We start from the raw sequence: 12,965 nt of genomic DNA, 5'->3' as shown, positions 1-12,965 counted from the left end.
TTTACGTCCGAAATAGATTTTCCAATTAGTTCTTTAATCGGCTTTTCGTAATTGTTGATTTCTATTTCGAGTGTTTTTTTCAAATGTGGTGTAACATTCGAATAAACACCATATAGTGTTTATTTCCATTATATCTTCACAAATCTAAGGGATTTTTGATGGAATTAAAACTTGTTGTAGCTACATGAGTGTAGATTTCTGTAGTTTTTGTTGAGTTATGACCCAATAATATCTGAATATATCTTAAATCGGTGCCAGATTCCAAAAGGTGGGTGGCAAAACTATGACGTAATGTATGTGGGGTTACTGATTTTTGGATATTGACCTTTTTGGCTGCTTTTTTTACTATGGCCGCAACGCTGGTTGCACTGTATGGTAGACCTAATTCTCCCTCAAACAAATATTTAATAGGTCTATATTGTTTAAAGTACTTTCTTAAATCGTCCAATAAAGTTACAGAAAGCAGTGTATATCTATCCTTGTTTCCTTTTGCATCCTTAATATGTATAACCATTCGATCACTGTCAATATCGCTCAACTCTAAGTTCAACAATTCACTTCTTCTTAAACCACCTGAGTACAGCGTGCTAATAATGCATCTATGTTTTAGATTTTTTGTCGTTGAGATCATTTGTTTAACCTGATCTTTTGATAATACAATAGGCAGCTTTTTTCCCTTTCTTGGCCTTTCAAGGTGGTAGTATGTGTGAGGCATTCCTAAAACCATTTCATAATAGAACTTGATGCTGTTTATAGCTTGATTTATATAGGAATCTGAACTATTGTTCTTAATTAACAATGCCATATATTCCCTAATATTCCTGTCATTTATATCTTCTATTTCCACCTTCTTAAAATGATTTAAAAATTTCTCAAAACAAGAAACATAACTTTTTACAGTGTTATTGGAATATTTTTTGAGCTTTAGCTTTTCAATATATTCTTCTGGACACCTTCTGTATGTTAATGGTAAATCTCTTTTTTCAATCCATTGACTATCGAAAACCTCATTCAGTTGTTTCGATCGTATTTTTTCAAAGAAATAATTACAGTTGATCCAAGCCACGCCTTTAAACGTTTTAAAAATGATATCAATATTTCGGCCTGTGTTCGGAAGTAGGTAAATGGAATTTTCTTTATCCCAGGCTATGTCTGGCAATCCTTTGGTCAGTGCTATAAGAACCTTATCCATCTTAAAATCTAGGCCAATGTATTTTTTATTTGAGATGAATAGATGTCTCAATGTTATATACCTGTTCAATTTCATACATACATTTTTGATTAAGATACCCACATTAAGTATCTTAGTCATTGACTATGCGTATATTATACGTATAACGTTCGCTTAAAATGATTTAATATGGAATGTCATTTTTGCAAAAAGAAAATCGATGGTCGATCAGATAAAATATTTTGTGATGTTTATTGCAAGAGCAGCTACCATTACAAAAAATCCAAAGAGAGCATTCCTAATTTCTATAAAAAGGTCGATTCCCATTTAAAACTCAATCGAAGGTTGTTGAAAAACTATAACAAGGCAGGGAAGTCAACTATAAGGACAGCTGAATTGGTTGAAATGGGATTTAACCCAAACTTCTTTACACATTATTGGAAAAACAAAAAAGGAGACGTGTATCTTTTTGTTTATGAATTTGGGTTCCTTCGGATTACTGAAAATGGGAAAGAAAAGTATGTTCTGATTAAATGGCAAAAATTTATGGAGAATAAAGTTTCAACGAGTAGCAACTGATAAATATTTTTTATATTGCAGTTAGAATAAGTATTAACCGAGTGAACACGAAACTGAACACGTTTCTGAACACAGCCCATAATATATAGGTTCCAGAGCCCTCTAAAATTCACAAAAAGTGAAATAATAGAGAACTCATAACCCGAAGGTCACAGGTTCGAGTCCTGTTCCCGCTACGAAAAAAAACCTCCAAATATTGGAGGTTTTTTTATGCCTTAAAAGTTTCATAATACACCATTTTTGCAACCAATTATGCAAGCCAATTGTTATCTTCGCAATCTCTTCAAAATTTTATATAATGAAATATTTTATCAGCAGTATTTTTCTTCTATTTTCTTCATTTTACGTATCGTTAACCGCCCAACAAATTAAGGAAGACAACCAATCTCTCTTTGACAATGTGGGGTACAGACAGGGAAATGTTTACCGAACCGCCTCGGGAAAACCCGGCCCTGAATATTGGCAAAATTCAGCCGACTATAATTTGGAGGCTACCTTGGACGATAAAACCCACACCGTTTCGGGGAAAGTTTCAATCCATTACACGAACAACAGTCCCGAAACCTTGGATTTCATTTGGATTTATTTGGAACAGAACCGTTTCACTGAAAATTCCCGTGGTACGCTAACCACGCCCGTACAAGGAAATCGCTATAGTGGCGATGTGGAAGGCGGTTTTGAATTGACAAATGTTTCGGCAAAAACAAAAACAGGAACTTCTTCAAAATATATAATTACCGATACACGTATGCAGCTTTGGCTCGACAAGCCACTTGCCGCAAAAGGCGGGGAAGTTGATATACATATGAATTTCAAATTTAAAGTTCCCGTTGAGGGAATGGACCGAATGGGAAGGCTGGAAGTGAAAGGCGGCACTATTTACGCCATAGCCCAATGGTATCCGCGGGTTGCAGTTTTTGACGATGTTGTGGGATGGAACACCGACCCATATTTGGGAGCGGGCGAATTTTACTGCGAATTTGGAAATTATGATGTAAAAATTACTGCACCGGCGAACCATACTGTGGTTTGTTCCGGTGTTCTGCAAAATCCGAATGAGGTTTTGACAAAACAACAACAGCAACGTTGGGCGCAGGCTGAAAAGAGTGATAAAACGGTTTATATCATCAAGCCCGAGGAAGTTGGCAAACCTGCGTCGCACACCAAACCAAATGGAACGGTTACGTGGCATTATAAAATGGAAAATACCCGCGACGTTGCGTGGGCAGCCTCATCAGCCTTTATTTGGGATGCGGCCAAAATGAATCTTGGCGAAGGGAAAACTGGCATGGCCCAATCGGTTTATCCAATTGAAAGTGATGGCCAAAACGCTTGGTCGCGCTCTACGGAATATACGAAAGCCTCAATAGAATTTTATTCAAAAAACTATTTCACATATCCCTACCACAATGCTATAAATGTAGCCGCAAGTGTGGGCGGAATGGAATATCCCGGGGTTAGCTTTTGCAGTTATCAAAGTAAGAGCGCAGACCTTTGGGGCGTTACAGACCACGAATTTGGCCACAACTGGTTCCCAATGATCGTGGGTAGCAACGAACGCCGCTATCCGTGGATGGATGAAGGTTTTAATATGTTTATAAATTATCAAAGTACAAAAGCCTTCAACAATGGCGAATATTATGTTAATGAAGAGGCGCCCCGCAGGTTGCTGCCCTATTTAACCTTTGACCAACGCCAGGGTATCAATACCTATCCCGATATTGCTGAATCACGAAATCTTGCATATACAGCTTATTATAAACCGGCGGCCGGTTTGCTTTTACTGCGGGAGTACATTCTCGGGGCGGAGCGTTTTGACAATGCCTTTAAAAGCTATATCCATACTTGGGCCTACAAACATCCACAACCAAACGATTTTTTCAACCATATGGAAAACGTTGCAGGGGAAGATCTTTCGTGGTTTTGGAAGGGTTGGTTTTACGGCAACGGAAACATCGATTTGGGGATTTCTGAGGTAAAGGCAATTCAAGGCGACTATTTGATTACTGTGGAAAATAATGGACAATTCCCGATGCCCGTACAACTTCAGGTTACATACGTAGATAATACAACCGAAAACATTTCACTTCCCGTTGAGATATGGCAGCGCGGCGATAGTTGGTCACATCTTTTAAAAACCACCAAACAGGTACAGCGAGTGGTTTTGGATCCGAACAAAATGTTGCCGGATGTGAATGTTTTGAACGATACGTGGAATAAATTATAGAATTATATTAAAGAAAATTAATTTTTTCAATTCTTATTAAATTATTTGAAAAATGATTTCAGAAAAAGAATTACAACAGCGAAGCGACAACAAATGTGAACTTTGCGGAAACGAAGAAAATCTGGTTGTTTTCGAAGTGCCAGACTCTCCAACGGAAACTTCAATTTTAATTTGTGAAACCTGCAAAGAGCAAATTGAAAACCCAGAAAAAGTTGACCCAAATCATTGGCGTTGCTTAAACGACAGTATGTGGAGCACCGTTCCCGCTGTGCAAGTTGTGGCGTGGAGAATGTTGAACAGATTAAAAGCCGAAGGCTGGCCACAGGATTTGCTGGATATGATGTATTTGGATGACGATACCACTGCCTGGGCAAAAGCTGGAATAGCTGAGAGCAATGTTGAAAAAATTACTCATCGCGATAGCAACGGCGTTATTTTGGAAGCGGGAGATTCAGTAGTTCTTATAAAAGATTTAAAAGTAAAAGGCAGCAGTATGGTGGCAAAACAGGGCACAGCGGTGCGCAGAATTTCCCTCGATCACGAAAACGAAAAATACATTGAAGGCAAAGTTGACGGCCAGCAAATTGTGATTATTACTGACTTTGTAAAGAAAATATAAGCCCCTCCCAACCTCCCCTTCAAAGGGGAGGAGTTAAAGAGGAAAGTTTTACTTGCTCATTTCCGTAAAAAAATGATAAAACTGCGGAATGGTTTCAATTCCCTTTAAATAATTCCAAATACCGAAATGCTCGTTGGGCGAGTGGATGGCGTCACTGTCCAAGCCGAAGCCCATTAAAATTGTTTTACTTTTCAGTTCCTTTTCAAACAATGCCACAATTGGGATACTTCCTCCGCTGCGCTGTGGAATTGGTGTTTTTCCAAATGTTTCCTCATAAGCTTTTTCAGCGGCTTTGTAGCCCAAACTGTCAATTGGCGTAACATACGCCTGCCCGCCATGGTGCGGAGTTACTTTTACGCGAACGCCTTCGGGCGCAATGCTTTCAAAATGTTTTTTGAATAATTCCGTAATTTTTTTCCAATCCTGGTTTGGCACCAAACGCATACTTATTTTCGCGAAAGCCTGGCTGGCAATAACCGTTTTCGCGCCTTCGCCAATATAGCCGCCCCAAATTCCATTTACGTCCAAAGTTGGGCGGATGGAATTTCGTTCATTTGTGGAATATCCTTTTTCCCCGTAAACGGCATCAATATCCAATGCCTTTTCATAATCCTTTAAATTGAAAGGTGCTTCCGCCATTTTCTCGCGTTCCTTTTTTGAAAGTTTTTCAACGTCATCATAAAACCCTGGAATGGTGATGTGATTGTTTTTATCGTGAAGGGAGGCAATCATTTTCGCCAAAATATTTATGGGATTTGCCACGGCCCCGCCGTACAATCCACTGTGCAGATCGCGGTTTGGGCCGGTAACTTCCACTTCCACATAACTTAAGCCGCGAAGTCCGGTGGTTATTGACGGAACATCTTTCGCAATCATTCCCGTGTCGCTGATTAGAATAACATCGTTGGCGAGTTTTTTCTTGTTTTTCGAAACGAAGTCCCCCAAGCTTTTGCTGCCCACTTCTTCTTCGCCTTCAATCATAAACTTAACGTTGCACGGCAATTGTTTGGTTGACGTCATATATTCCAAGGCCTTTACATGCATATATAGTTGACCTTTATCGTCGCAACTTCCGCGGGCAAAAATGGCACCTTCGGGGTGCAATTTCGTTTTTTTGATTACGGGCTCAAACGGCGGACTGTCCCACAAATCCAACGGATCGGGTGGTTGCACGTCGTAATGGCCGTAAACTAAAATAGTCGGTAATTTTTTATCGATAATTTTTTCGCCGTAAACAATGGGATAGCCGGCCGTTTCACATATTTCAACAGTATCGCAACCGGCTTTTTCGAGACTTTTCTTTATAGCTTCGGCCGTCTTGATCACATCTTTTTTATAGGCTGAATCTGCGCTGATGGAAGGGATTTTTAGCAGTTCAATAAGTTCATCCAAAAAACGCTGCTTGTTTTTTTCAATATAAGGTTTTGCACTTTTCATTCTTAAATTTTAATTTTTCTAAAAGTACTAAAAATGGTGTAATTTGGCAGTCCACTCAACACTTCATTTTATGGAAATTGCCTTTCTGAAATTGCCCTTTCACTTTTCCGAAGCAAAACTTTTAAAGGATTTGGAGCTATGTAATGCTTACAATTTCACTTCCCATTTCAATAAAAACGATTATTCGGGCGAATGGAACTCGATTGCACTACGCTCGCAAAATGGTGAAATGGATAATATTTTCGCGCTTCCACAAGCTGAGGAAAAATATAAGGACACGGCCTTGCTTCAAAAATGTATTTATTTTAAGGAAATTATAGATTCGTTTGAATGCGAAAAGGAATCTATTCGGCTTTTAAATTTGAAACCGGGCAGTATAATTAAGGAACACACCGATTATAACTTGGGGTATGAAGATGGCATTTTCAGAATCCATATTCCAATTACCACAAATGAAGAAGTTCATTTTTTCATCAATTTTGAAGAAGTGAAGATGCGCCCCAAGGAGTGTTGGTATGGTAATTTCAATTTGCCGCACAGCGTTCGGAATGATGGTGAAACCGATAGAATCCATTTGGTTATGGATTGTTTGCGCAATGATTGGTCGGATAATTTGTTTGCGGAATGTGGATATAATTTTGAGGACGAAAACAAACAAACCCAATATTCCGGTGAAACCAAACTGCAAATGATTGAACAATTGAAGTTAATGGATACGGAAACCGCTCGCGCGTTGATTTCAGAATTGCAAAAAGACTTATAAAAAATTTAAAATTAAATGGGAATCATTTGCAAGTATTATTTATATTTGCACTCCTTTTACAATATGTCCTAAGTGTTGTAAAGGATTTTGATGCAGGCGTGGTGGAATTGGTAGACACGCTAGACTTAGGATCTAGTGCCGTGAGGTGTGAGAGTTCGAGTCTCTCCGCCTGTACAAAATAGAAAGCCCTTCAGACATGAAGGGCTTTTTTTATTGATTATCCTTTCCGTTTTCAATCAATTCCTCCACCTCATCTTTATCATCACCATTCATTTTCGGATTCTTTGGAGTGGGCTTATTTTTTTTATGATGAATTTCATAATACATCGCGAAATGGTCGCTGCCAAAATTTTTGGAGCGCACCATCTTTCCAACATATAAATCCTTTGTGTGGAATAAATGATCCAAGGGAAAACGCAGAAAAAAGTAATTGGCGTTATAGGTTGAAAAGAAACCACGGCCCACGCGCGGATCCACCATTCCCGTCATTTTTTTGAAGAGTCGGGTGGTACGGCTCCACACCACATCGTTCATGTCTCCACAAACCACTGTGGGTTTTTCAAGTTTACGAATCATTTTTCCGGTAAGCATTAATTCGGCATCACGCTCCTTAGAAGTTTCATTTTCCGTGGGACTGGGCGGTGCCGGATGCAGACAGCAAAAAAATATTTGGGAATCCCCGTCTATGGGAAAATCAAAAAAGATAGAAGGTTTATCATCCTCAATCTGGTATTTAACCTCCACATTTTTAAGTTCTTTTTTAGAGTAAAGATGCATCCCATAAAAATTCTCCAAAGGTACTTTTACGGTAAACGGATAATCTTTTTCTATTTCGGAAAGACAATCTTCCCAGTCTTTGTTTGATTCCATCGTGAGCACCAAATCTGGGTCGAAGCGTTTTACTTCATTTAAAAAATCTGGATAGCAAGAGTTAGTTTGCAATACATTTCCAGCGAGAATGGAAACGCACGCATCGCTCGTGGTTTCGTTTTTTCGGCGGGGGAAGAAAAAAGTATAGGGCAGTATTTTCACCAATTGATAAATCATGGAGCCCATCAAACCTCCGGCTAAAATCCAATTGAATATTGAAAATTTCCATTCAACCCATATAAGTAAAACCAACAGAATTAATTGAATAAAAAATGACTGGGTACGCACAAAATCTGCCGTACGAAAAAACCAATGCGAAATGCCCGTGGCGGGAAAAAAGGGGCTGATGATAAAAAAAATGATGAGGATGTGGAGAATCATGGGCTAAATTTAAACAATTCATCCTTTCATTTGAACGCTTAATTCCTTTTTTCCCTTTATTGATATCCTTATTTTTGTGGTTTCATTAAAAAAACAAACCATGCAAAAAACTATTTTCACAACATTATTTTTCTTTTTATCTCTTTCCACTGTCTTTGGACAGGATTACACAACCCCAAACACTGGCGTAACTTGGACCTTAGATGATATTGCGGCGGTAAGCCCATCCACAATTACAATATCTGGAAATGAATACACACTCTGGGGAAACCTTACCATTTCCGAAAATGACACCTTGGAAATTGGTTCAAACCTAACACTTTCAATAGATGCCGATTTGCTGATCACGGTTTACGGCACCTTCATTACAGACGCAAATGAAATAATAATTACGGCATTAGACCAAAATGCACCTTATGAAGGGTTTCGTTTCGAGGAATTTTCAAATATCGAATTGCACAGCACAACTTTTGAATATGGCGGCGGGCTTCGAGTGTTGACAGATAACTTGCATATGGTTAATTGTACCCTTACCAATAATGTGGCCGGAGCTACTACTAGTGCGGTAATCCAATTGTCGGGCGGTACGCCGCATATTTCCGCCTGCACTATTAGTTTCAACGAACTTCCGGCTATTGGCTCGGCAGCAAATGCTCAGGTGTCGGCTTTTATTTTTAATAATTACATTGAAGGAAATAACCAAGAGAATAGCAACCGTCCACAAATAAATATGGGCACGACGATGGCAAATGAACAGTTGCAGATTATTCAAAATACAATTATCGGCGATCGAAGCCAGGATATGGTTGGGGGAATTGCCATTGCAAATTTTGTGGGAGGTACCATAAATACGGTAATCCAAGATAATATTATAAAAGATAACCGCTACGGAATTACAATAATTGGCCCAAGTGAAAGTGCTGAAATTATCGGTAATGTTATTGAGGACAATGATACGCAGGGCGACCCTCTTTTGGGAGGAAGTGGAATTTCCTTAAATACTTCCACCGCGGGAAATCCCGTATTTGTAAATGGAAATGAATTTAGAAGAAACCTTTGGGGTATAACAGTTATTGGCGAAGCAACCATAAATCTTGGCGACGGTTCTACCAATTCAGGAATGAATATTTTTTCCGAAAATGGAAACGGTGGCGAAATTTATGCGCTTTATAATAACACAGCAAATGCCATTTCGGCCATGCACAATTGTTGGATCGAGGGACAACAGAGTACGATACATCAAGTGGAGGACGTTATTTTTCACAATGCGGACGATGCTTCTTTGGGGGAAGTTACTTTTGAGCCCTTCCTATGCGGCGTTTTAGACGTTGCTGATAATACAATTGAAAACTTCAGTTTTTATCCGAATCCGGTGAAAAATGCAATCAATTTCAATAATATATTCTCTTTTGAAAAGCTTGAAATCTTTGGAATTCAGGGCAATTTGATTTCCTCGGAAACCATTTCCGAAGGCCAAAATACGTTGCCAATCAATCTTCCCTCAGGTTTGTACTTTGTAAATTTCAGCAATGATGCGCAAAGCGTAATAAAGAAAATGATTGTAAAATAATTATAAATGCCGATTATTTAAAAAGATTCCGTGTGACACTCCAGATTCTAAAAAATGCCTTGACCATTCTCAGGGCATTTTTTATTGGCTAAAGACTTATATTCCTTTGTTAAAACCGTAATTTTGCACTTTCAAAAATTCAAAAAGGAGATACGTGAAAATTCAGAATAAAGCTACGCTTGAGTTGAGTAAAGAGGAAATGAAAACCTATGGCTATGAAGTGGTTGACGCCATAGTGGAACATTTTGCCACGCAGCGCGAAAAACTGCCCGTGGTTTCTGGCTCACGGGAAGAAATGGAAAAACTTTTTCTAGAAGAAGCACCCGAAAATCCCAGCGACCCCCGCCAAGTCTTAAATTTTGTTTTGGACGAAGTGATGACAAAAAGCAATATCGTTTCGCATCCCAAATCATATTCCTTCGTGCCCGGCCCCAGCAATTATATCAGCGCAATGGCAGATAGTTTGGCTTCGGGTTTCAATATATTTTCCGGGGGTTGGGCGGCTTCTCCCGCTGCAGCCGAAATGGAAATTGTAGCGATGAACTGGCTGCTGAAAATGTTCGGTTTTCCGCAGAAAAAGGGCGGCGGGATTTTTACCAGTGGCGGCTCCATGGCCAATTTAACTGCGTTAGTTACCGCGCGTTCCATCAAATGTGGCGATGACTTCAGCAAAGCGGTGATTTATCTTTCAGACCAAGCACATTCCTCAAATATTAAGGCGATCCGCGTTCTCGGTTTCCGAAAGGAGCAGATTCGCGTTATCCCGACCGATAGCGAATTTAAGTTTTCATTGAATAAATTGAAAAACGCCATCGCAAAGGATCGATTGGAGGGCTTGCAGCCGTTTTGTCTGATAGCGACAGCCGGCACCACAAATACGGGAACGGTCGATCCGCTTTCCGACATTGCGAAAATTTGTAAAAAGGAAGATATTTGGTTCCATATTGACGGCGCTTACGGCGGCTTTGCAATCCTTTCCGAAAACGGGAAACAGCTTTTGAAGGGAATAGAAAAGGCAGATTCCTTAACCGTCGATCCGCACAAATGGTTTTTTCAACCCTATGAAATTGGGTGTCTTTTGATTAAAAAACACAAATGGCTAAAGGGAACTTTCACCGAAAAACCCGAGTATCTGCGTGATATTGAGGGCAATACTTCCGAAATCAATTTCTATGATCACGGTATTGAACTTACGCGACGCTTCCGAGCGTTGAAATTTTACATGTCCGTAAAAACTTTTGGAATGGGCGAATTCAGAAAGGCGATATCCTACAACGTACAACTTGCCGAAGCCACCGAGGCATTTCTTCGGAAAAGCCCGAATTGGGAAGTGATTTCACCCGCGACTTTGGCGGTAATCAACTTTAGGTTCAATCCAATTGGCAACAAACTTTCAGAGAAAAAATTGGATGCCCTAAACCAGAAAATCTCGCAGAATGTAGTCGATTCAAAACAGGCATTATTAGTAACCACGCTACTTAACGGCCAAGTGGTTTTGAGAATGTGTTTGATAAATCCGCGTACCACCTTGGATGATGTAAAGGAAACCATCGCGCTCTGTGAAAGTTTTGCGGAGGAAAAAGTAGGCATTTGAAAGTTGTCGATGTAATAGTAATCGGTGGCGGCGCAGCGGGTTTTTTTACGGCAATAAACGCCGCGGAAAAAAATCCGAATCTAAAAATCATAATCCTCGAACGCGGAAAGGAAGTACTTACAAAAGTAAAAGTTTCCGGCGGCGGACGCTGTAACGTTACCCACGCCGAATTTCTTCCGAAGGAATTGACGCAAAATTATCCGCGGGGCGAAAAGGAGCTATTGGGCCCATTCCACACTTTTATGACCGGCGATACCATTGAATGGTTTGAAAAAAGGGGCGTGTCACTGAAAATTGAAGAGGATGGTAGAATGTTTCCCGTCTCAGATTCCTCACAAACCATAATTGATTGTTTTCTCTGGGAAACTAAAAGATTGGGTGTTGAGGTTCTTCTCAATCAATCCGTAAAGGAGATTCAAAAAACTGCCGATCATTTCACTATAAATACAAATACCGATACTTTTTCCGCAGCCAAAATAGTAGTCGCCACGGGCAGCAACCCAAAAATATGGCAATTGTTGGAAGATTTGGGACATACCATTGTGCCTGCCGTACCTTCGCTTTTCACATTTAATATTAAAGATCCGAGAATTTTAGATCTTCCGGGTGTTTCAACAACCGCAAGCGTCAAAGTTTTAGTTCCGAAAGGAATTCCCCCTTTGGGGGTTAGGGGGCTTCCGTTATTAATTACCCATTGGGGAATGAGCGGCCCCGCAATCTTAAAACTTTCAGCCTGGGGCGCGCGTTTGTTGGAGCCTTTGCAATATCATTTTAAAATTGAGGTGAATTGGTTGAATGTGCTTTCCGAAGAAGAGGTTTTGGAAGAGTTAAAGAATTTGAAATCATTTCAGGGAAAACAGACCATTTTTAAATATGCACAGTTCGAACTTCCGAAACGGTTGTGGCAAAGTCTTGTAAAAGCTGCCGGTATTTCGGAAAGCTTAACTTGGGCAGACGCTACCCGGGAAAATCTTCAGAATATTGCAAATCAACTTACCGCTTCACTTTTTGAAGTTGCCGGGAAAAGTACTTTTAAAGAAGAATTCGTAACCGCGGGCGGGGTGGATTTAAAGGAGGTAAACTTCAAAACCTTCGAAAGTAGAGTTTGTAAAAATCTTTACTTTGCAGGAGAAGTCCTTAATATAGATGCTATTACAGGCGGCTTCAATTTTCAGAATGCTTGGACGGGTGGATATCTTGTAGCGCAGGCAATAACTAAGTGAATTATGACAACATACATTGCCCTACTTCGTGGCATAAACGTTGGCGGCCATAAAAAGCTTAAAATGGCCGATTTAAAGTCAATGATGGAAGAATTGGGGTTTCAAAGTGTGGTTACTTATATACAGAGTGGAAACGTGGTTTTTTCTGCGAAGGAAGAAAAAGGTCTTTCTGATAAAATTTCAAAGGAAATTGAGAAACGCTACGGCTGGGAAGTTCCGGTACTAGTTAAAACCGCAGATGAAATTACACAAATTTTAATGGATTGCCCTTTTGGGGAAACAAAGGAAACCGAAGCTTACTTTATGTTGCTGGCCACACCGCCCAAAAAAGAACTTATGGATGCTGTACGCGAAATTAATTACCCAAAGGAGGAATTTGTTTTAACACCCGCTTACATTTATCTACACTATGGCAATGGAGCCGGAAACGCAAAACTGAATAATAATTTCTTTGAGAAAAAGCTGAATGTTGCTGCAACTACTGGCAACTACCGTACACTTGCAAAACTTGTTGATTTAGCAAAATAATAA

The 12,965-nt window shown here is 39.8% G+C and carries 10 protein-coding genes and 1 tRNA gene; 8 read left to right on the top strand and 3 right to left on the bottom strand.

Annotation, left to right across the window (positions count from 1 at the left end; all coding sequences use genetic code 11):
• Positions 1–136: 136 nt before the first annotated feature.
• A complete protein-coding gene (gene xerA, locus QRD02_RS08805) occupies positions 137–1,267 on the bottom strand; it encodes a site-specific tyrosine recombinase/integron integrase (protein ID WP_290254566.1) in 1,131 nt (376 codons plus the stop codon).
• Positions 1,268–2,048: 781 nt separating this feature from the next.
• On the opposite strand from xerA, the gene QRD02_RS08795 reads away from it, so the two are divergent.
• Together QRD02_RS08795 and QRD02_RS08790 are read left to right on the top strand one after the other, a co-directional pair.
• On the top strand, positions 2,049–3,977 hold the full coding sequence (locus QRD02_RS08795) for a M1 family metallopeptidase (RefSeq protein WP_290254564.1): 1,929 nt from the start codon (positions 2,049–2,051) through the stop codon (positions 3,975–3,977).
• A 52-nt stretch (positions 3,978–4,029) separates the two neighbouring features.
• A complete protein-coding gene (locus QRD02_RS08790) occupies positions 4,030–4,596 on the top strand; it encodes a PhnA domain-containing protein (RefSeq protein ID WP_290254563.1) in 567 nt (188 codons plus the stop codon).
• A 48-nt stretch (positions 4,597–4,644) separates the two neighbouring features.
• On the opposite strand, the gene QRD02_RS08785 is transcribed toward QRD02_RS08790, so the two are convergent.
• Positions 4,645–6,033 (bottom strand): dipeptidase, encoded by a 1,389-nt coding sequence (locus QRD02_RS08785; RefSeq protein ID WP_290254562.1) that lies wholly within the window; start codon positions 6,031–6,033, stop codon positions 4,645–4,647.
• A 43-nt stretch (positions 6,034–6,076) separates the two neighbouring features.
• On the opposite strand from QRD02_RS08785, the gene QRD02_RS08780 reads away from it, so the two are divergent.
• Together QRD02_RS08780 and QRD02_RS08775 are read left to right on the top strand one after the other, a co-directional pair.
• On the top strand, positions 6,077–6,796 hold the full coding sequence (locus QRD02_RS08780) for an aspartyl/asparaginyl beta-hydroxylase domain-containing protein (RefSeq protein WP_290254561.1): 720 nt from the start codon (positions 6,077–6,079) through the stop codon (positions 6,794–6,796).
• Between the two features lie 92 nt (positions 6,797–6,888).
• Positions 6,889–6,970: transfer RNA gene (locus QRD02_RS08775), tRNA-Leu, on the top strand.
• Positions 6,971–7,006: 36 nt separating this feature from the next.
• Here QRD02_RS08775 and QRD02_RS08770 read toward each other — a convergent pair.
• Positions 7,007–8,047 carry an endonuclease/exonuclease/phosphatase family protein gene (locus tag QRD02_RS08770; RefSeq protein ID WP_290254560.1) on the bottom strand — a complete coding sequence of 347 codons (1,041 nt, stop codon included), beginning with the start codon at positions 8,045–8,047 and terminating at the stop codon, positions 7,007–7,009.
• Between the two features lie 100 nt (positions 8,048–8,147).
• Between QRD02_RS08770 and QRD02_RS08765 the strand changes: the two genes are divergently transcribed.
• The 4 genes from QRD02_RS08765 to QRD02_RS08750 all read left to right on the top strand — a co-directional run bounded on the left by QRD02_RS08765 (position 8,148) and on the right by QRD02_RS08750 (position 12,962).
• Positions 8,148–9,617, top strand: a complete 1,470-nt coding sequence (locus tag QRD02_RS08765; protein ID WP_290254559.1) for a T9SS type A sorting domain-containing protein — start codon at positions 8,148–8,150, stop codon at positions 9,615–9,617.
• 199 nt (positions 9,618–9,816) lie between these two features.
• Positions 9,817–11,211, top strand: a complete 1,395-nt coding sequence (locus QRD02_RS08760; protein ID WP_435373031.1) for a pyridoxal phosphate-dependent decarboxylase family protein — start codon at positions 9,817–9,819, stop codon at positions 11,209–11,211.
• Entirely contained in the window at positions 11,208–12,434 is a 1,227-nt protein-coding gene (locus tag QRD02_RS08755) for a BaiN/RdsA family NAD(P)/FAD-dependent oxidoreductase (RefSeq protein WP_290254557.1), read from the top strand. Before QRD02_RS08760 ends, QRD02_RS08755 begins: the two co-directional genes overlap by 4 nt.
• 3 nt (positions 12,435–12,437) lie before the next feature.
• Positions 12,438–12,962: a DUF1697 domain-containing protein gene (locus QRD02_RS08750; RefSeq protein ID WP_290254556.1), complete on the top strand. Its 525-nt coding sequence runs from the start codon at positions 12,438–12,440 to the stop codon at positions 12,960–12,962.
• Positions 12,963–12,965: the final 3 nt, after the last annotated feature.

Source organism: Aequorivita aurantiaca, from assembly GCF_030410135.1.
Classification (GTDB): domain Bacteria; phylum Bacteroidota; class Bacteroidia; order Flavobacteriales; family Flavobacteriaceae; genus Aequorivita; species Aequorivita aurantiaca.
The sequence above is the reverse complement of the archived record's forward strand: the minus strand, read 5'-3'. Positions and strand labels throughout refer to the sequence as shown.

Coding starts and splice junctions, on each gene's coding strand:
- QRD02_RS08765 (WP_290254559.1), top strand. CDS start 8,148: ATGCAAAAAACTATTTTCACAACATTATTTTTCTTTTTATCTCTTTCC.
- QRD02_RS08750 (WP_290254556.1), top strand. CDS start 12,438: ATGACAACATACATTGCCCTACTTCGTGGCATAAACGTTGGCGGCCAT.
- QRD02_RS08790 (WP_290254563.1), top strand. CDS start 4,030: ATGATTTCAGAAAAAGAATTACAACAGCGAAGCGACAACAAATGTGAA.
- QRD02_RS08785 (WP_290254562.1), bottom strand. CDS start 6,033: ATGAAAAGTGCAAAACCTTATATTGAAAAAAACAAGCAGCGTTTTTTG.
- QRD02_RS08795 (WP_290254564.1), top strand. CDS start 2,049: ATGAAATATTTTATCAGCAGTATTTTTCTTCTATTTTCTTCATTTTAC.
- xerA (WP_290254566.1), bottom strand. CDS start 1,267: ATGAAATTGAACAGGTATATAACATTGAGACATCTATTCATCTCAAAT.
- QRD02_RS08770 (WP_290254560.1), bottom strand. CDS start 8,047: ATGATTCTCCACATCCTCATCATTTTTTTTATCATCAGCCCCTTTTTT.
- QRD02_RS08760 (WP_435373031.1), top strand. CDS start 9,817: ATGAAAACCTATGGCTATGAAGTGGTTGACGCCATAGTGGAACATTTT.